The sequence below is a fragment of the Leifsonia araucanica genome (genome assembly GCF_051161895.1).
Lineage (GTDB): Bacteria > Actinomycetota > Actinomycetes > Actinomycetales > Microbacteriaceae > Leifsonia.
The window spans coordinates 1,855,063-1,873,560 of the sequence record NZ_JBMBTW010000002.1 but is presented as its reverse complement, the minus strand read 5'-3'; the positions used below and the strand labels follow the sequence as shown (position 1 = coordinate 1,873,560).

The 18,498-nt window shown below is 70.0% G+C and carries 19 protein-coding genes; 14 read left to right on the top strand and 5 right to left on the bottom strand.

From position 1 onward, the window contains the following. Positions 1 to 4 precede the first annotated feature (4 nt). Positions 5 to 1,366: a phosphoglucosamine mutase gene (gene glmM / locus ACN6M5_RS08960; protein ID WP_434949356.1), complete on the top strand. Its 1,362-nt coding sequence runs from the start codon at positions 5 to 7 to the stop codon at positions 1,364 to 1,366. A 13-nt stretch (positions 1,367 to 1,379) separates the two neighbouring features. On the opposite strand, the gene ACN6M5_RS08955 is transcribed toward glmM, so the two are convergent. The 3 genes from ACN6M5_RS08955 to coaA all read right to left on the bottom strand — a co-directional run bounded on the left by ACN6M5_RS08955 (position 1,380) and on the right by coaA (position 3,059). Continuing rightward, complete coding sequence (locus tag ACN6M5_RS08955; RefSeq protein WP_247597133.1) at positions 1,380 to 1,685, bottom strand: helix-turn-helix domain-containing protein; 306 nt, start codon at positions 1,683 to 1,685, stop codon at positions 1,380 to 1,382. A 17-nt stretch (positions 1,686 to 1,702) separates the two neighbouring features. Continuing rightward, on the bottom strand, positions 1,703 to 2,011 hold the full coding sequence (locus tag ACN6M5_RS08950) for a helix-turn-helix domain-containing protein (RefSeq protein WP_434949355.1): 309 nt from the start codon (positions 2,009 to 2,011) through the stop codon (positions 1,703 to 1,705). Positions 2,012 to 2,093: 82 nt separating this feature from the next. Next, on the bottom strand, positions 2,094 to 3,059 hold the full coding sequence (gene coaA, locus ACN6M5_RS08945; protein WP_085370242.1) for a type I pantothenate kinase: 966 nt from the start codon (positions 3,057 to 3,059) through the stop codon (positions 2,094 to 2,096). 43 nt (positions 3,060 to 3,102) lie between these two features. Here coaA and glmS point away from each other — a divergent pair, with 43 nt between their 5' ends. From glmS to ACN6M5_RS08905, 8 genes are all read left to right on the top strand, one after another. Next, positions 3,103 to 4,953 (top strand): glutamine--fructose-6-phosphate transaminase (isomerizing), encoded by a 1,851-nt coding sequence (gene glmS, locus ACN6M5_RS08940; protein ID WP_434949354.1) that lies wholly within the window; start codon positions 3,103 to 3,105, stop codon positions 4,951 to 4,953. Positions 4,954 to 4,963: 10 nt separating this feature from the next. Beyond that, entirely contained in the window at positions 4,964 to 5,320 is a 357-nt protein-coding gene (locus ACN6M5_RS08935) for a holo-ACP synthase (RefSeq protein ID WP_085370240.1), read from the top strand. Further along, positions 5,317 to 6,480, top strand: coding sequence for an alanine racemase (gene alr / locus ACN6M5_RS08930; RefSeq protein WP_434949353.1), 1,164 nt, complete (start codon positions 5,317 to 5,319; stop codon positions 6,478 to 6,480). The genes ACN6M5_RS08935 and alr overlap by 4 nt, the downstream gene beginning before the upstream one ends. Positions 6,481 to 6,530: 50 nt before the next feature. Further along, on the top strand, positions 6,531 to 7,010 hold the full coding sequence (gene tsaE / locus ACN6M5_RS08925) for a tRNA (adenosine(37)-N6)-threonylcarbamoyltransferase complex ATPase subunit type 1 TsaE (RefSeq protein ID WP_434952362.1): 480 nt from the start codon (positions 6,531 to 6,533) through the stop codon (positions 7,008 to 7,010). A 9-nt stretch (positions 7,011 to 7,019) separates the two neighbouring features. Further along, positions 7,020 to 7,640: a tRNA (adenosine(37)-N6)-threonylcarbamoyltransferase complex dimerization subunit type 1 TsaB gene (gene tsaB / locus ACN6M5_RS08920; protein WP_434949351.1), complete on the top strand. Its 621-nt coding sequence runs from the start codon at positions 7,020 to 7,022 to the stop codon at positions 7,638 to 7,640. Then, positions 7,637 to 8,122, top strand: a complete 486-nt coding sequence (rimI, locus tag ACN6M5_RS08915) for a ribosomal protein S18-alanine N-acetyltransferase (RefSeq protein ID WP_434949350.1) — start codon at positions 7,637 to 7,639, stop codon at positions 8,120 to 8,122. Before tsaB ends, rimI begins: the two co-directional genes overlap by 4 nt. After that, complete coding sequence (gene tsaD / locus ACN6M5_RS08910; protein ID WP_434949349.1) at positions 8,119 to 9,201, top strand: tRNA (adenosine(37)-N6)-threonylcarbamoyltransferase complex transferase subunit TsaD; 1,083 nt, start codon at positions 8,119 to 8,121, stop codon at positions 9,199 to 9,201. The genes rimI and tsaD overlap by 4 nt, the downstream gene beginning before the upstream one ends. 192 nt (positions 9,202 to 9,393) lie before the next feature. Continuing rightward, entirely contained in the window at positions 9,394 to 10,035 is a 642-nt protein-coding gene (locus tag ACN6M5_RS08905) for a DUF4190 domain-containing protein (protein ID WP_434949348.1), read from the top strand. Between the two features lie 67 nt (positions 10,036 to 10,102). On the opposite strand, the gene ACN6M5_RS08900 is transcribed toward ACN6M5_RS08905, so the two are convergent. Next, positions 10,103 to 11,293, bottom strand: a complete 1,191-nt coding sequence (locus ACN6M5_RS08900; RefSeq protein ID WP_434949347.1) for a THUMP-like domain-containing protein — start codon at positions 11,291 to 11,293, stop codon at positions 10,103 to 10,105. A gap of 137 nt (positions 11,294 to 11,430) precedes the next feature. On the opposite strand from ACN6M5_RS08900, the gene groES reads away from it, so the two are divergent. The 4 genes from groES to ACN6M5_RS08880 all read left to right on the top strand — a co-directional run bounded on the left by groES (position 11,431) and on the right by ACN6M5_RS08880 (position 16,165). Further along, on the top strand, positions 11,431 to 11,727 hold the full coding sequence (groES, locus tag ACN6M5_RS08895; protein WP_055894868.1) for a co-chaperone GroES: 297 nt from the start codon (positions 11,431 to 11,433) through the stop codon (positions 11,725 to 11,727). Between the two features lie 119 nt (positions 11,728 to 11,846). Further along, the gene (rarD, locus tag ACN6M5_RS08890; RefSeq protein WP_434952360.1) at positions 11,847 to 12,788 is read left to right on the top strand and encodes an EamA family transporter RarD; all 942 of its coding nucleotides are present in this window, start codon (positions 11,847 to 11,849) and stop codon (positions 12,786 to 12,788) included. A gap of 88 nt (positions 12,789 to 12,876) precedes the next feature. Next, positions 12,877 to 14,379, top strand: coding sequence for an IMP dehydrogenase (guaB, locus tag ACN6M5_RS08885; RefSeq protein WP_168690035.1), 1,503 nt, complete (start codon positions 12,877 to 12,879; stop codon positions 14,377 to 14,379). Between the two features lie 97 nt (positions 14,380 to 14,476). After that, positions 14,477 to 16,165 (top strand): ABC-F family ATP-binding cassette domain-containing protein, encoded by a 1,689-nt coding sequence (locus ACN6M5_RS08880; protein ID WP_434952358.1) that lies wholly within the window; start codon positions 14,477 to 14,479, stop codon positions 16,163 to 16,165. 19 nt (positions 16,166 to 16,184) lie between these two features. Here the strand turns inward: ACN6M5_RS08880 and ACN6M5_RS08875 are convergent, their stop codons facing one another. Next, a complete protein-coding gene (locus ACN6M5_RS08875; protein WP_434949346.1) occupies positions 16,185 to 17,330 on the bottom strand; it encodes a MalY/PatB family protein in 1,146 nt (381 codons plus the stop codon). A gap of 44 nt (positions 17,331 to 17,374) precedes the next feature. On the opposite strand from ACN6M5_RS08875, the gene ACN6M5_RS08870 reads away from it, so the two are divergent. Next, positions 17,375 to 18,493 (top strand): GuaB3 family IMP dehydrogenase-related protein, encoded by a 1,119-nt coding sequence (locus ACN6M5_RS08870; RefSeq protein ID WP_168690924.1) that lies wholly within the window; start codon positions 17,375 to 17,377, stop codon positions 18,491 to 18,493. Positions 18,494 to 18,498 lie beyond the last annotated feature (5 nt).

Here is an 18,498-nt window from a genome sequence, read left to right as displayed (position 1 = left end):
GTTCATGCCACGCCTCTTCGGTACCGACGGAGTCCGCGGACTCGCAAACGGTAGTCTCACCGCCGACCTCGCGCTCGGCCTTGCTCAGGCAGCTGCTGCTGTCCTGACGCAAGGCCGCAGCGCGGAGGCGCGGCGTGCCGCGGGCAAGCGCCCGACGGCGATCGTCGCCCGTGACCCCCGCGTCTCGGGCGAGTTCATCTCTGCGGCCGTGTCCGCCGGGCTCGCCAGCTCCGGTGTCGACGTGTACGACGCCGGGGTCATCCCGACGCCTGCCGCGGCGTTCCTGATCGCGGACTTCGACGCCGACTTCGGCGTCATGGTGTCCGCGTCCCACAACCCTGCGCCGGACAACGGCATCAAGATCTTCGCCCGCGGAGGCACCAAGCTCCCGGATGTGGTCGAGAACCGCATCGAGGAGCACCTCTCCCTCGAGAAGCTGGCCCCGACCGGTGCCGGCGTCGGGCGCATCCGCCGGTTCGCAGACGCCGAGGACCGCTATGTCCTCCACCTGCTCGGCAGCCTCCCGCACCGCCTCGACGGCATCCACGTCGTGCTCGACTGCGCCCACGGCGCGGCGGCCGGCGTCTCGCCCGAGGTGTTCACGGACGCGGGAGCCCGCGTCACCGTCATCGGCGATTCGCCGGACGGCATGAACATCAACGACGGTGTCGGTTCGACCCACCTCGACAACCTGGCTGCGGCGGTCCTCGCGGCCGGCGCCGACGTCGGCATCGCGCACGACGGTGACGCAGACCGGTGCCTCGCGATCGACGCGAACGGCAAGGTCGTCGACGGCGACCAGATCATGGCGATCCTCGCCCTCGGCATGAAGGAGCGCGGCAAGCTGCGCGACAACACGCTCGTGGCGACGGTGATGAGCAACCTCGGGCTCAAGCTCGCGATGCGCGACAACGGCATCCGGATGGTCGAGACGGCGGTCGGCGACCGGTACGTGCTCGAAGAGATGAACCAGAACGACTACTCGCTCGGCGGCGAGCAGTCCGGGCACGTCATCATGCGCGAGTTCGCCACGACCGGCGACGGCATCCTGACCGGGCTGCACCTGCTCAGCGAGATGGCGCGTCAGCGCAAGTCGCTGGCCGAGCTCGCCCAGGTCATGACGGTGTACCCGCAGGTGATGGTGAACGTGAAGAACGTCGACCACCACGCCGTGCACACCGACGACGGCCTCAAGGCGGCCGTGCAGACCGCGGAGGCGGCCCTCGGGGACACCGGACGGGTGCTGCTGCGTCCGTCGGGCACCGAGCCACTCGTGCGTGTCATGGTCGAGGCGGCGGACATCCACACGGCGGAACGTCTGGCGGAGGAACTCGCCACGGTCGTCCGCGAGCGGCTGTCCTTCTAGCGGGTTCGCGTTTCTAGCGCGTTCGGCGGCCGCGGGCTTCGAGGAAGTCCGCGGCCGTGAACACGCTCTCGGACGGCGGAAGCATGTCCAGGCCGCTGAGGCCGGAGGTGAGCGCGCCGAGGTCGACGCCGAGCACGGTGGCCACCTGCACCAGCGTCTCGAGCGTCGGGTTGCTCTGGCCGCGCTCCAGCTTGCCGTAGTTGGCCACGTCCATCCCGGCGAGGTGCGCGATGTCGCTCTGCGGCAGGCCGAAGGTGAGGCGCGCATCCCGGATGCGGTCGCCGATGATCCCTGCGGCGTTCGAGCGCTGTTCTGGCACGGTGTCCTCCGGTCGGCTCAGTGGCCGCCGTCCGCCTTTCTGGATGCGATGAAGTCGGCGACGGAGTATGCGCGCGTGCGCTTGGGCAGCAGCTCGTCGCCGTACAGGCCCTTCAGCAGGTCGCCGGGGTCGACGTTGAGCGCGGTCGCGAGGCGCACGATCGTGTGCAGCTCGGCGTTGGCCTCTCCGCGCTCGATCCGTCCGTAGTTCGTGGAGTGCATGTCGGCGAGGTGCGCCGCGTCCTCCTGGCTGAGGCCGAGGGCGATTCTGGCCGCGCGGACGCGCGCGCCGAACAGCTCCGCGGCGCGGGAGTGTGGAGCAGCCATACCCCATGATGGAATCACACGCGCTTTGAATACCAGAGCGTAGAAACGGTGGTGCTGAACACCTGAGGTTTTTAGGCCCGGATCAGAGCTTGCGCAGCAGGACCGAGCTCACCGCGTGGTCCGCGCCCTTGCGCAGCACCAGCTTGGCGCGCGAGCGCGTCGGCCGGATGTTCTGGGTGAGGTTCGGTTCGTTGATCGACTCCCAGATGCTGGATGCGCGGGCCCGCGCCTGCTCCTCGGTGAGCTGCGAGAAGCGGTGGAAGTACGACTTGGGGTTGGCGAACGCGCCCCGCTGCAGCTTGAGGAACCGCTCCTGGTACCAGTTGGCGATGTCGCGGGTGCGCGCATCCACGTAGACGGAGAAGTCGAAGAGGTCGCTGACGGCGAGCTGGTTGCCTCCTCCTGCCGGCTGCAGCACGTTGAGCCCCTCGACGATGAGCACATCCGGTCGCCGCACCACGATCTCTGCGTCGGGGACGATGTCGTAGCTGAGGTGGGAATAGAACGGCGCCCGCACCTCGGCGGCCCCGCTCTTGACGGCGGTGACGAAGCGCAGCAGCGCCTTGCGGTCGTACGACTCCGGGAACCCTTTGCGCTCCATCAGGCCGCGCCGCTCCAGTTCGGCGTTGGGCAGCAGGAAGCCGTCCGTGGTGACGAGCTCGACGCGCGGGGTGTCGTCCCAGCGGGACAGCAGTTCGCGCATCAGGCGGGCGATCGTCGACTTGCCGACGGCCACGGAACCGGCGACGCCGATGACGAACGGCGTGCTCGCCGCCCGCTCGCCGAGGAACTGGCTGGTCACCCTGTGCAGCTGCTTCGCGCCTCCGACGTAGAGGTTCAGGAGGCGGCTGAGCGGCAGGTAGACCTCTTCGACCTCGCGCATGTCGAGCGGATCGCCGAGGCCGCGCAGCTGCACGATCTCCGTCTCTTTGAGCGGGAGGCGGGTGCTCTGGGCGAGGTCGGCCCAGTCGGCTCTGCTCAGCTCGACGAACGGGGACGAGTCGCCGTTGCCTGTGGATACGCCCTGTGCTGCGCCGTTCACCGCCATAGGCGACAAGTCTAGGGTGTCGCGCCAGGCTAAAATCGGCAGCATGTGTGGAATCGTGGGGTACGTCGGTACCGACAAGAGTGTTGAGGTCCTGCTCGGCGGCCTGAAGCGTCTGGAGTACCGCGGGTACGACTCGGCGGGTATCGCCGTGATCGGCCCGGACGGTCAGCTGGGCACGGCGAAGAAGGCCGGCAAGCTGTCCGCGCTCGCCGACGAGCTGGATGCGCACCCCATCCCGAACGGCGGAACCGGCATCGGCCACACCCGCTGGGCGACGCACGGCGGCCCGACCGACCGCAACGCGCACCCGCACCTCGGAGACGACGGCAAGCTCGCCGTCATCCACAACGGCATCATCGAGAACTTCGCCACGCTGCGCGACGAGCTGCTCGCCGACGGCTTCACCTTCGAGTCGGAGACCGACACCGAGGTCGCCGCCGTGCTCCTCGGCCGCGAGTACCGCACGACGGGCGACCTGAACGAGGCGTTCCAGCGCGTCGTCTCCCGCTTGGAGGGCGCGTTCACCCTGCTCGCCCTGCACAAGGACCAGCCGCACGTCGTGGTCGGCGCCCGCCGCAACTCGCCGCTCGTGATCGGTCTGGGCGACGGGGAGAACTTCCTCGGCTCCGACGTCGCCGCCTTCGTCGAGCACACCCGCAACGCGCTGGCCATCGGCCAGGACCAGATCGTGACCATCACCCCGGATGCGGTCACCGTCACCGACTTCTCCGGCGCCCCCGTCGAGGTCGAGCCGTTCGAGATCGCCTGGGACGCGTCCGCCGCGGAGAAGGGCGGCTGGTCGTCGTTCATGGCGAAGGAGATCGCCGAGGAGCCGGATGCCGTTGCCAACACCCTGCGCGGCCGTCTGGTCGACGGAACGGTGCACATCCCGGAGCTGGACGTGCTCGGCGACGACAAGCTCGCCACCATCGACCGCATCACGATCATCGCCTGCGGGACGGCGGCCTACGCCGGTCTGGTGGGCAGCTACGCCATCGAGAAGTGGGCGCGCGTCCCCGTCACGGTCGAGCTGAGCCACGAGTTCCGCTACCGCGAGCCGGTCATCACCGAAGGCACGCTGGTCATCTCGATCAGCCAGTCCGGCGAGACCATGGACACGCTGATGGCCGTCAAGTACGCCCGCGAGGCCGGCGCGACCGCCATCTCGGTCTGCAACACGCAGGGTGCGACCATCCCGCGCGAGTCGGACGCGGCACTCTACACGCACGCCGGTCCGGAGGTCGCCGTCGCGTCGACCAAGGCGTTCGTCGCCCAGATCACGGCGCTCTACCTGTTCGGCCTGCACCTGGCCCGCGTGCGCGGCACGCTGTCCGAGGCCCAGCAGCACGACGCCATCGACGAGCTGCAGGCCGTTCCGGAGAAGATCGCCTCCGTGCTCGAGTCGCACGACACCATCGCCCAGCTGGCCAGGTGGATGTCCGACACCCGTTCGGTGCTCTTCCTCGGCCGTCACGTCGGATACCCGATCGCCCTCGAGGGTGCGCTCAAGCTCAAGGAGCTGGCGTACATCCACGCGGAGGGCTTCGCGGCCGGCGAGCTGAAGCACGGCCCGATCGCGCTCATCGAGCCCGGTCAGCCGGTGTTCGTCGTCGTCCCGAGCCCGCGCTGGTCGGACGAGATGCACAAGAAGGTCGTCTCGAACATCCAGGAGATCCGCGCCCGTGGCGCCCGCGTCATCGCGATCGCCGAAGCAGGCGACGCCGCCGTCCTCCCGTTCGCCGACGAGGTCATCCGCATCCCGCTGGCCGCACCGCTGTTCGAGCCGCTGCTGGCCGTCGTTCCGCTGCAGATCTTCGCCATGGAGCTGTCGGCGGCGAAGGGACTCGACGTCGACCAGCCGCGCAACCTGGCCAAGTCCGTCACCGTCGAGTAGCCGGACTGCCGTGATCGCCGGGATCGGGGTCGACGTCGTCGACCTGGAACGCTTCGCCCGCTCGCTGGAGAGGACGCCGCGCCTGCGCGAACGGCTCTTCACCGAGGCGGAGCGCGGACTCCCCGTGCACTCGCTCGCCGCGCGCTTCGCGGCCAAAGAGGCGCTCATCAAGGCACTCGGCGGCTCGGAGGGGGTGCGCTGGCACGACATGGAGATCGTGTCGGACGACGACCGCAATCCGGGGTTCGTGCTGCACAACGTCGTCGAGCGGGATGTGCGTGACCGGGGGATCGCGCACATCCACGTGACGATGTCGCACGACGCAGGCGTTGCAACGGCGTTCGTCGTGACGGAGAGGGAGAAGTGACCATCGGGCACCCTGCCGGAGAACGGGCGGACTTCCGCGAGGCGGTGATCGACCTGGGCGCGCTCGCCGCCAACGTCGCCCACCTGCGCGAGGTGGTCGGCACGGAGCACGTGATGGCGGTGGTCAAGGCGAACGCGTACGGTCACGGCGCCGTCGAGTGCGCGCGTGCCGCGCTCGCCGGGGGAGCGGACTGGCTCGGTGTCGCCGACCTGACGGAGGCGTTGCAGCTGCGGGATGCGGGCATCGACGCTCCGCTGTTGGCCTGGCTGCACGATCCGGAGGTGGACTTCGCGCCGGCCATCGCGGCCGGGGTCGACATCGGCGTCTCGTCGGTGGAGCAGCTGGAGGCGGTCGCCGCAGCCCGCAGGTCCCTCGTGGAACGCGGTGAGCTGCACGGCCAGGCGTTCGTGCAGCTGAAGCTCGAGACGGGGCTCAGCCGCAACGGCATCTCCGAACCGCAGTGGGATGCCGCGTTCGCCAGGGCACGCGCGCTGGAGCAGGCGGGCGACATCGTCGTGCGCGGCATCTTCAGCCACGTCTCGAACGCGTCCCCCGACGACGACCGCGCCGCTGTCGCCGTGTACAGCAGGGGCCTCGACCGGGCGACGGCCGCCGGGCTCACGCCCGAGCTGCGGCACCTCGCCGCCTCCGCCGCTGCCCTGACCATCCCGGATGCCCGGTTCAACCTGGTGCGTCTCGGCGTCACCATCTACGGTCTGTCGCCGCTCGCCGGCCGGTCGAGCGCCGACCTCGGGCTGCGTCCGGTGATGACGCTGTGCGGGAGCGTCGCCGCGGTGCGCCGCGTGCCGTCCGGCACCGGCGTCTCGTACGACTACACGTACCGCACCTCCGGTGACACCTCGCTGGCGCTCGTCCCGCTCGGCTATGCGGAGGGCATCCCCCGGCACGCGTCCAACCGGGCGCCCGTGTCGATCGCCGGGGCGACGTTCCGCGTCTCCGGCCGGATCGCGATGGACCAGTTCGTCGTCGACATCGACGACCACCCCGTGCAGGTCGGCGACCGGGTCGTGCTGTTCGGCGACCCCGCCACCGGTGTCCCCTCGGCCGACGACTGGGCGGAGGCGGCAGGCACCATCAACTACGAGATCGTGACGCGCATCGGAGCCAGGGTGCGCCGCCGCTACGTGGGAATGCCGTGACCGGTTACCTCTGGCCTCCCGCGACGCGCGTGGTGCCCACGGCGGCGGAGATGCACACGTTCGGCGTCGAGCTCTCCGCGATCCTGCACGCCGGCGACCTGGTCGTGCTGAGCGGTCCGCTCGGCGCAGGCAAGACCACGATGACCCGCGGGATCGGCGACGGCCTGCAGGTGCGCGGGCCGGTGACGAGCCCGACGTTCGTGCTGGCGAGGACGCATCCCAGTGTCGTCGGAGGCCCGCCCCTCGTGCACGTGGATGCGTACCGGCTCGGCAGCGCGCTGGAGCTCGACGACCTCGACATCGACTTCGCCCGCTCCGTCGTGGTGGTCGAGTGGGGCAGCGGGATGCTCGACGGGGTCGCGGACTCGTGGCTCGAGGTGGAGATCGCGCGGCCGACGGGCGCTGCGGAGGCCGACGGGGATGGCGACGACGTGGAGGACGCCGAGCTCGACGCCGACGAGCCGCGCACCGTGACAGTGACCGGCTACGGTCCGCGCTGGGCCGCGGCTGCCGCGCCGGAACACGTTTAGGCTTGATCCATGCTTCTCGCCATCGACACCTCCGCCGGAACGAGTGTCGCCGTGGTCGACCGTGACCGCTGGATCATCGCCGAGCGCACCGAGGCGGACACGATGCGTCACGCCGAGGTCATCGGCGAGCTGATCGAGGCGGTCCTCGCGCAGTCCGGAGTGCCCGTCAGCGCGCTCTCGGGCGTGGTCGCCGGGATGGGACCAGGGCCGTTCACCGGTCTGCGGGTCGGCATCGCCGCGGCGAAGGCGTTCGCGTTCGGAGCTGGCAAACCGCTCGTGCCGGTGGTCAGCCACGACGCCGTCGCGTTCGAGCGCTACCGCGCGGGCTCGACGGGCGACCTGCTGGTCGTCACCGACGCGCGGCGCAGGGAGCTCTACTGGTCGGCGTACTCCGGCACGGACGAGCACGGCCTCCCGATCCGGCTCGACGGGCCGGGGCTCACCAAGCCGGACGACCTGCCGCACGCGGAGATCGAGCGGTTCGACGCCTCCACGGTCTCCGCGGGAGCGCTCGGGATGATCGCCGAGCTGCGGTTCGCGAACAGGCTGCCGTTCGACGCCGACGAGCCGCTGTACCTCCGCTCACCGGATGTGACGCTCTCGAACGGTCCGAAGCGGGTGAGCGCGTGACCGCCTGGCAGCTCCGGCGTGCCACGGACGACGACGTGGATGCGATCATGCAGCTGGAGCGCGCGACGTTCGTCTCCGACGCCTGGTCGGAGCACTCGATGCGGTCGGAGGTGGCGAGCGCGAACGGGTACTACCTCGTGGCGTTCGAGCCGGAGCACCCGGAGCGCATCGACGGCTACGCGGGACTGCTCGCACCGCAGGGGGCCGGCGAGGGGGACATCCAGACCATCGCCGTCGCACCGCACGCGCGGCGCCGCGGGCTCGGCAGGGTGCTGATGCTCTCGCTGATCGGTGAGGCGAGGAAGCGCGGAGCACGCGAGGTGTTCCTCGAGGTGCGGGCGGACAACCCCGGAGCGCAGACCCTGTACCTCGAACTCGGTTTCGAGGAGATCGGCGTGCGGCCCCGCTACTACCAGCCGGACGGCGTCGACGCGATCGTCATGCGTCTCGCCGTCCCGACCCCGGAGACGACCACAGCATGACCACGAGCATGAACACGCGCGACCCGCTCGTCCTCGGCATCGAGACCTCCTGCGACGAGACCGGCATCGGCATCGTGCGCGGCACCAGGCTGCTCGCCAACACCATCGCGTCGTCGATGGACGAGCACGCCCGCTACGGCGGCGTCGTGCCCGAGGTCGCCGCGCGCGCCCACCTCGAAGCGCTCACCCCCACGCTCCGCACGGCGGTCGCCGACGCGGGCATCGAGCTGGCGGACATCGACGCCGTCGCGGTCACCAGCGGGCCGGGCCTGTCCGGCGCGCTCATGGTCGGCGTCGGGGCGGCGAAGGCGCTCGCGCTGTCGCTCGGCAAGCCGGTGTACGCCGTGAACCACCTGGTCGGCCACGTCGGGGCCGACCTGCTCGACGCCCACGGAGGCCAGGGCCGCCCCGTCGAGCTGCCGACCATCGCGCTCCTCGTCTCCGGCGGCCACACCTCGCTGCTCCTGGTGCGCGACCTCGTCTCCGACGTCGAGCTGCTCGGCGAGACCATCGACGACGCGGCCGGCGAGGCGTTCGACAAGGTGGCACGCGTGCTCGGCCTGCCGTATCCGGGCGGCCCGCAGATCGACAGGGTCGCCGTCGGCGGCGACCCGAAGGCGATCCGGTTCCCGCGCGGCCTCACCAAGCCGAAAGACTTGGAGCACCACCGCTACGACTTCTCGTTCTCCGGCCTCAAGACGGCGGTCGCCCGCTGGGTCGAGCAGCGGCAGGACGCCGGAGAGCCGGTGCCCGTCGCCGATGTCGCTGCGTCGTTCCGCGAGGCCGTCGTGGATGTGCTGATCACGAAGGCGCTCGCCGCCTGCGCCGACCACGGCGTGCCGCGGCTGCTGCTCGGCGGAGGGGTCGTCGCGAACGCGCGGGTGCGTCAGGTGGCGCAGGAACGCGCGACGGCAGCCGGGGTCGCCCTGCGCATCCCGGACCTGTCGCTGTGCACGGACAACGGCGCGATGATCGCGGCGCTCGGCGCGCAGCTGATCATGGCGGGCCACGAGCCGAGCACCCTCGGATTCTCGGCGGACTCGACACTGCCGGTGACCGAGATCCAGGTCGCGGGCTGACGGTCGCGCCGCAGTACGGCGCTACGTGGTACCCGGGTGCCCAATCCTGTGCGAGCGCTCACGGTCGGGCATCCCGGTGGCTATGGTGGTGTGCAGGGGGAACCGACTGCAACGTCGTTGACACCCCTGTGCCCGCGCTGCCAGCATTGGCTGCGTTACAGCGATTTCTCAGGATTGAAGGAGAAGGGTCTCATGACCGATCCGAACGTGCCGGCGGAGCCGGTGGACCCCAACGCGCAGAACGGTGAAGCACCGTCCGGCGACGCACAGACCGGCGCCGTCCCGCCTGTTCCGCCCGAGGCCGCCCCCGCTGCGCCCGTGCCTCCCGCGCCACCGGCGCCGCCCGTGCCCCCGGCCGGATACGGTCAGCAGCCGCCGGCGCCCGGCCAGCCGTACGGCCAGCAGCAGGCATACGGCCAGCAGCCCCAGCAGCCGTACGGTCAGCAGCAGCAGTACAGCCAGCAGCCGTATGGACAGCAGCAGCCGTACGGGCAGCAGCAGGCGTACGGCCAGCCGGCATACGGCCAGCCCGCCCCCGGATACGCGCAGCCGTACGCTGCGCCCGCCAAGTCGCCGACGCTGAGCATCCTGTCGATGGTCGGCGGCATCATCGGTGTCGTCCTCGGCTGGGTGTACGGCATCGGCTTCCCGTTCGGCGTCGCCGCGATCATCCTCGGCTTCATCGGCAAGAGGAAGGAGCCGGCGGCCAAGGGCTTCTGGCTCACCGGCATCATCACCGGTTTCGTCAGCGTGCTCTTCTCGCTGATCATCTGGATCATCATCATCATCGCGGTGATCGCGTTCAGCGCCTCGTACAACAACTACGGGTACTGATCGTCAGAGACTCCGGCGGCCGGGATGCGCGAAAGCGTGCCCCGGCCGCCGTCGTCTCCGCCGGTGGTCAGCGGATGCGTTCGACCAGCAGGGCCGTGTGCTTGCCCGCCACCCGCGTGAGCAGCAGCGTCGCGGACGCCTGACCGCTCAGGGACAGGCGCTTGCGCAGGGTGGCCGGGTCCACATCCACCCCGCGCTTCTTGATCTCCAGGGTGCCGATCCCGCGCTCCCGGAGCGCACGCTTCAGGTCGCGCTCGTTGAACGGGAGGGTGTCGACCACCCGGAAGCCGGTGGCGAACGGCGTCTCGGTCCTGGTGTCGGACGTGATGTATGCGATGCCGTCTGCGAGCATCCTGCCGTCGATGCTCCGGGCGAGGTCGCCGATCAGGCGGGCCCGGATGACGGAGCCGTCCGGTTCGTAGAGGTATTCGCCGAGCGCGCCGGTCTCTGCGTCGTCGCTGTCGGAGGCCGCCGTCAACTCGTCGGCAGCGTCCCCGCGGATGACGAGCGCTGCGCGGCCGACGCCGGGGCGCGCGAGCACGCCGAACCACAGGCCCATCTCGACCACCTGGCCGTCGACGGAGACCCACTGCGCCTCCGCCGTCGACGGGATGAGGTCGCGGTCGAGGCCGGGGCCGAGCTTCACGCCGAGCGACCGGCCCGTCGCGAGCTCGAAGGCGAAGCCGAGGGACGGCGAGTACTCGTCCGGATCGGTGAGGCGAGAGGTCTGGCCGTGCCCCGCCGTGCGCCTGGCGGGGTCGAGGAAGACGCCGTCGAACGAGCGCAGGTCCACGTCCTCCGCCCTCCTGTGCTCCACGGTGGTGCCCGGGAACGGGGCGAGGTTGTAGCTGGCGATGGCCGCGGTGACCTCGTCGGCGTCGACGGCGAGCACGTCGATGTCGAGCGCGGAGATCGCGAGTGCGTCACCGCCGATGCCGCAGCCGAGGTCGGCCACGCGCTCGAGGCCGGCGGCCTGGAAGCGGCCGGCGTGGCGTGCGGCGACCGGCAGCCGCGTCGCCTGCTCCAGCCCGGCCTCGGTGAACAGCATCCTGTCGGCGAACGGGCCGAACTTCGCTTTCGCCTTCGACCGCAGTTTCGCCTGGGTGAGGACGGCGGCGACGAGCCCGGGGGAGTGCCCGGCTTTGCGCAGGTCGCTGACCATCCGGAGCACATCCCGCTCGGAGTGGTACGGCGGCAGGGAATCGAGCAGCCGCAGCCCCTCGGTGGAGAGCAGCTCGACGAGTTCCGACCGATCCATGCCCCTCACGCTACCCTCTTGGCACTCACGTTGCGTGACTGCTAACGCACCCCCTAAACTCCTATTAGCACTCTCACTATGAGTTTGCTAACTCACGTCTTTGTTCACGCCTGTGTTTGTAGGAAAGAGGGTCAAACGTGTCGGTCTCCATCAAGCCGCTCGAGGATCGCATCGTCATCAAGCAGGTCGAGGCTGAGCAGACCACTGCATCTGGTCTGGTCATTCCTGACACTGCCAAGGAGAAGCCGCAGGAGGGTGAAGTCGTCGCCGTCGGTCCCGGCCGCATCGACGACAACGGCAACCGCGTTCCGCTCGACGTCGCCGTCGGCGACAAGGTCATCTACTCCAAGTACGGGGGAACCGAGGTCAAGTTCGGTGGCGAGGACTACCTCGTCCTCTCCGCTCGCGACGTTCTGGCCGTCGTCGTCCGCTGACGACCGGCTGTTCGAGGGCCCGGATGCGTACGCGCATCCGGGCCCTTTCGCGTCCCGGCGTCGGCAGCCCCGCGTAGGATCGCTCCGTGTCCCAGAGCGAAACCACCCCCGGCCAGAAGATCGTCGCAGAGAAGCCGCTGTCCGAACACCGCCGCTCCGGACTCGTCTACGCCATCTCCGCATACGTGCTCTGGGGCATCCTGCCGATCTACTTCCTGTCGCTGGTGCCGGCGAGCGCGTGGGAGATCGTGGCGTGGCGGGTGCTGTTCTCTCTCGTGTTCTGCGCGATCCTGCTCACCGTCACGCGCAGCTGGCGGGTGTTCGGAGCGCTGCTGCTGAACAAGCGCGTCGTGTTCACGATGGGCGTCGCCGGCGCCCTCATCTACGTGAACTGGCAGACCTACGTGCTCGCGACGGTCAGCGGGCACGTCGTGGAGGCGGCGCTCGGCTACTTCATCAACCCGATCGTCACCGTGTTCCTCGGTGTTCTCGTGCAGCGCGAGAAGCTGCGGGTCGCGCAGTGGGTGGCGGTCGGCGTGAGCATCGTCGCCGTGGTCGTGCTGGCGATCGGCTACGGCTCGATGCCGTGGATCGCCCTCATCCTGGCGTTCTCGTTCGGGCTGTACGGCCTGATCAAGAAGCGCGTCGGCGGGGCGGTGGATGCGGTTTCCGGGCTGACCCTGGAGACCATGTGGCTGACGCCGGTCGCCATCGTGCAGCTGGTGGTGGTGGGCGCGACGGTCGGCATCACCATCGGCACCGTGAGCGTCTGGCACACGGTCGCGATGGCGGGCGCGGGCGTGATCACGGCCGTCCCTCTGCTGTTCTTCGCCGCCGCGTCGCGGAGGCTGCCGCTGGTCTACATGGGGTTCATCCAGTACTTCGCGCCGTTCATCCAGTTCCTGGTGGGCGTGGTGGTGCTGCACGAGGCCATGCCGCCCGAGCGCTGGTTCGGGTTCGCGATCGTCTGGCTGGCGCTGCTCATCCTGTGCGTCGACATGATCGTCGCCAGCCGCTCCGGGCGGAAAGGCGCGGAACTCGACGTCGCGACCGTGGAATAAAACACCAGGGTTCTGCCGTTACGATTGATTATCCGCAGGCGCTGGTGGCGGCGGACTTCTTCCAACTCCGCAACGACTAAGGGGTGAAATGGATCAGTCGGATCCGTTCGGTTTCATCGGTTTGACCTACGACGACGTGATGCTGCTTCCCGGCTACACGGACGTCATCCCGAGCGAGGTCGACACCTCCTCGCGGCTCACCAAGCGCATCTCGGTCTCCGCCCCGCTCCTGTCGAGCGCGATGGACACCGTCACCGAGTCCCGCATGGCCGTCGCCATGGCGCGCCAGGGCGGCATCGGCATCCTGCACCGCAACCTCTCGATCGAAGACCAGGCGGCACACGTCGACAAGGTCAAGCGGTCGGAGTCCGGCATGATCACCAACCCGGTCACCACCACTCCTGACGCCACCGTCGAAGAAGTGGATGCGCTCTGCGGCCAGTTCCGCGTGAGCGGCCTCCCCGTGGTCGAGGCGGACGGCAAGCTCGTCGGCATCATCACCAACCGCGACATGCGTTTCGTGTCGCCGTTCGAGCGCACCAGCACGTACGTGCGCGACGTGATGACCCGCATGCCGCTGATCACCGCGCCGGTCGGCATCGACCCGGACTCCGCCGTCGCCATCTTCGCCGAGCACAAGATCGAGAAGCTCCCGCTGGTCGACGCCGACGGTCGCCTGCGCGGTCTCATCACCGTCAAGGACTTCGACAAGAGCGAGAAGTACCCGAACGCCACCAAGGACGACGAGGGCCGCCTGCGCGTCGGCGCCGCCATCGGCTTCTTCGGCGACGGCTGGGAGCGCGCGATGACCCTCATCGACGCCGGAGTCGACGTGATCGTCGTCGACACGGCGAACGGCGAGAGCCGCGGCGTCCTCGACATCATCAGCAGGCTCAAGCACGAGCCGCGCGCCGCCCACGTCGACGTGATCGGCGGCCAGGCGGCCACCCGCTCCGGCGCCCAGGCACTGATCGACGCCGGCGCGGACGCCATCAAGGTCGGCGTCGGACCAGGCTCCATCTGCACCACCCGCGTCGTCGCCGGCGTCGGCGTTCCGCAGGTGACCGCCGTCTACGAGTCCTCGCTCGCCGCGCGTCCGGCCGGTGTGCCGCTGATCGCCGACGGCGGCCTGCAGTACTCGGGAGACATCGCGAAGGCGCTCGTCGCCGGAGCGGACACCGTCATGCTCGGCTCGCTGCTCGCCGGAACCGCCGAGTCGCCCGGCGACCTGGTGTTCGTCAACGGCAAGCAGTTCAAGAACTATCGAGGCATGGGCTCGCTCGGCGCGATGCAGACCCGCGGCAAGAAGACCTCGTACTCCCGCGACCGCTACTTCCAGGCGGACGTCCCGAGCGACGAGCAGCTCATCGCCGAGGGCATCGAGGGTCAGGTCCCGTACCGCGGCCCGCTGTCCGCCGTGGCGTACCAGCTGCTCGGCGGCCTGCGTCAGTCGATGTTCTACGTCGGCGCCCGCACCATCCCCGAGCTCAAAGAGCGCGGCAAGTTCGTGCGCATCACGCCGGCCGGGCTCAAGGAGTCGCACCCGCACGACATCCAGATGGTCGTCGAGTCGCCGAACTACACGCGCTGACGCCACCTGCTCCACCGAAACCGCCGCCCACTCCCCGTGGGCGGCGGTTTCGTCTATTCTGGAAGGCTTTGTCCGCATCCAGTTCAGGAGTCCCGTCATCGGCCACATCGACGTCTCGGGCGTCTCGTACACTCTCGCCGACGGCCGGCCGCTGCTCGACGACGTCTCGTTCCGGGTGGGTGATGGACGCGTCTCGGCACTGATCGGCGCGAACGGCGCGGGGAAGTCGACGCTGCTGCGGATCATCCGGGGTGAGCTGCGACCGGATTCCGGTTCGGTGGTCATCGACGGCGGTCTCGGGGTGATGGACCAGTTCGTCGGCCACGTGCGCGACGACCGGACGGTGCACGACCTCCTCGTGCAGGTGGCCCCTCCCGCTGTGCGCGCGGCGGCCGAGCGGCTGATCGCCGCGGAGGACGCGATCATCGAGCGCGACGAGACGGACACCCAGCTGCGCTACGCCACGGCCATCGCCGAGTACGCGGATGCGGGCGGATACGACCAGGAAGTGCTCTGGGACAACTGCACAGTCGCGGCGCTCGGCATCCCGTTCGAGCGCGCCAGGCTGCGGCCGGTGCGCAGTCTGTCCGGCGGAGAGCAGAAACGCGTCGTGCTGGAGGCGCTGCTGCGCGGTCCGGAGCAAGTGCTGCTGCTCGACGAGCCGGACAACTACCTGGATGTGCCAGGCAAGCGCTGGCTGGAGGAGCAGCTGCGCGCCACCCGCAAGACGGTGCTGCTCGTCTCGCACGACAGGGAGCTGCTCGCGAGCGCCGCCGACCGTATCGTCACGCTGGAGCTCGGCGCGGCAGGCAACACCACCTGGACGCACGGCGGCGGTTTCGGCGGCTACCACGCGGCCCGCGAGGAGCGCATGGAGCGCCTGGACGAGTTGCGCAGGCGCTGGGACGAGGAGCACGCGAAGCTCAAGGCGCTCGCGCTGCGCTTCAAGGAGAAAGCGAAGTACAACAGCGATCTCGCCTCCGCGTACCAGGCTGCGCAGACCAGGCTCGCGAAGTTCCTCGCCGCCGGTCCGCCGGAGGCCAGACCGCGCGAGCAGAACGTGCGGATGCAGCTGACCGGCGCGCGCACGGGACGCCGCGTCGTCGAATGCCACGGCCTGGAACTGACCGGGCTGATGCGCCCGTTCGACGCGGAGGTCTGGTTCGGCGAGCGCATCGCCGTGCTCGGCTCCAACGGCTCCGGCAAGTCGCACTTCCTGCGGCTGCTGGCCGCGGGAGGGACCGATCCCGACCCGGCGGCCGGTCACCTGGCCTCCGCAGAGGTGGCGGGTACGGCGGTGCCGCACACGGGTGTCGTGAAGCTCGGGGCGCGCGTGGCGCCCGGACTGTTCGCGCAGGCCCACGAGCATCCGGAGCTGGTCGGCAGGACGCTGCTCGACATCCTGCACCGCGGCGACGACCGCAGGGACGGGATGCCGAGGGAGGCGGCCAGCAGGGTGCTCGACCGCTACGGCCTCGCTGTCGCGGCCGAGCAGAACTTCGAGTCGCTGTCCGGCGGGCAGCAGGCGCGGCTGCAGATCCTGCTGCTCGAACTGTCCGGGGCGACGCTGCTGCTCCTCGACGAGCCGACGGACAACCTCGACCTGGTGTCGGCGGAGGCTCTCGAAGACGGACTGGCCGGGTTCGAGGGCACGGTGCTCGCGGTGACCCACGACCGTTGGTTCGCGCGCGGGTTCGACCGGTTCCTCGTCTTCGGCGCGGACGGCGAGGTGTACGAGACGGACGAGCCGGTGTGGGACGAAGGGCGGGTGGCGAGGGCGCGCTGACGGGTCAGCGCATCCCGGGTCAGCGCATCCGGGCGATGCGCGTGACCGCCTCCTCCAGCACTGCGGGCGAGCACGCGAAGTTCAGCCGCACGAACCCGGCGCCCTGCCGGCCGAAGTCGGCGCCGGGGTTCAGCGCCACCTTCGCCTCGGTCAGGATGCGCGCGCTCGGGTCGTCTCCCCAGCCGAGCGCGCGCAGGTCCACCCAGGCGAGGTAGCTCGCGTGCGGTTCGCGGTAGCGCGCATCCGGGAGGTGCTCGGCCAGCAGCGTCGTGAGCCGCGCGCGATTGCTGCCGATGGTGGCCAGGGCATCCGTCAACCAGGCGCGGCCGTCGCGGTATGCGGCCTCGGTGGCGATGCGTCCCAGGTGGCTGGTGCGCACCTCCACTTCGATGGGCAGCGACCTGATGCGGTCGGTCATCCTGTCGTCGGCCGTCACGAAGAACGCGCACTTCAGCCCGGCGAGGTTCCAGGCCTTGCTCGCGGCGTGGGCGGCGATCCCGTGGCGGCGGGCCTCCGCGGAGACGGAGAGGAACGGGGTGAACGTGGCGTCCGGGTGGGTCAGCGGCGCGTGCACCTCGTCGCTCACCACCACGGCGTCGTACCGCGCGGCCAGCGCGGCCACCTCCGCCAGCTGCTCGGCGGAGTGCACCAACCCGAGCGGGTTGTGCGGGTTGCAGAGCAGGAACGCACGGGCGCCCGCGGCGAACGCGCGCTCGATGCCGTCCAGGTCGAGCGCCCAGCCGTCTGCATCGGAGAACTGCAGCGGCACCTCGTCGACCACTCCGCCGGCCTCGGGCACCAGCTCGAAGAACGGCGGGTAGACAGGGGGCGTGATGATCACCCGGTCGCCCGGCCGGATCGCCAGCCGCAGGGATTCGACGATGACGACGCTCACGTCCGTGGTCGTCAGCGTGCGCTCCGGCTCCGCCTCCCAGCCCCAGGATGCGGAGGCGAAGTCGGCGAAGGCGCGCTTCGCGGCGTCGTCCGGCCCGATGTATCCGGTGTCGGAGCGGGCGATGGCGTCGTGCAGCGCAGCGGCGACCGTCTCGGCGAGCGGGTAGTCCATCTCGGCGACGAACAGCGGGAGCACGTCGTCCGGATACGCGCGCCACTTCTCGCTGGTGCGGGTCCTGAGCTGGGAGAGCGGGGAGGCTTCGACCGTCATGGGACCACTCTGCCAGCCCTCCGCCATAGACTGAACGAGTGAGTATGGAGATTGAGATCGGGCGCGCCAAGCGCGCTCGCCGCGTTTACGCCTTCGATGACATCGCCGTGGTTCCGAGCCGGCGCACCCGCGACCCCGAGGATGTGTCGGTGTCGTGGTCCATCGACGCGTACCAGTTCTCCATCCCGTTCCTCGCGGCGCCGATGGACTCCGTCGTCTCTCCGACCACCGCGATCATGATGGGCCAGCTCGGCGGCCTCGGCGTCCTCGACCTCGAAGGCGTCTGGACGCGCTACGAAGACCCGGAGCCGCTGCTCGCCGAGATCCGCGGCCTCCCCGCCGACAAGGCGACGGCCAGGATGCAGGAGATCTACGCGGAGCCGATCAAGCCGGAGCTCGTCACGGCACGCCTGGCCGAGATCCGCGAGGGCGGCGTCACCGTGGCCGGAGCGCTTTCTCCGCAGCGCACGCAGGAGCTCTACGAGACCGTCGTCGCCGCCGGCGTCGACCTGTTCGTGATCCGCGGCACGACGGTGTCCGCCGAGCACGTCTCCAAGAGCGTCGAGCCGCTCAACCTCAAGAAGTTCATCTACGAACTGGATGTGCCCGTCATCGTCGGCGGCGCGGCCACGTACACGGCCGCCCTGCACCTCATGCGCACCGGTGCTGCCGGCGTGCTCGTCGGCTTCGGCGGCGGCGCGGCGTCCACCACCCGCTCGACCCTGGGCATCCACGCTCCGATGGCCACGGCGGTCGCTGACGTCGCCGGCGCTCGCCGCGACTACATGGACGAGTCGGGCGGACGCTACGTGCACGTCATCGCGGACGGCGGCCTCGGCAGCTCCGGCGACATCGTCAAGGCCATCGCCTGCGGTGCGGACGCCGTCATGCTCGGCTCGACGCTGGCCAGGGCGACGGACGCCCCCGGCGGCGGATACCACTGGGGCGCAGAGGCGCACCACTCGCAGTTGCCGCGCGGCAACCGCGTCTCCGTCGGCCAGGTCGCCCCGCTCGAGGAGATCCTCTACGGCCCGGCCCCGGTCGCCGAAGGCTCTGCGAATCTGGTGGGAGCCCTTCGACGCTCGATGGCAACCACGGGATACTCGGACTTGAAGGAGTTCCAGCGCGTCGAGGTCGTCGTCGCGCCGTACCGAGCGCAATAAGACGT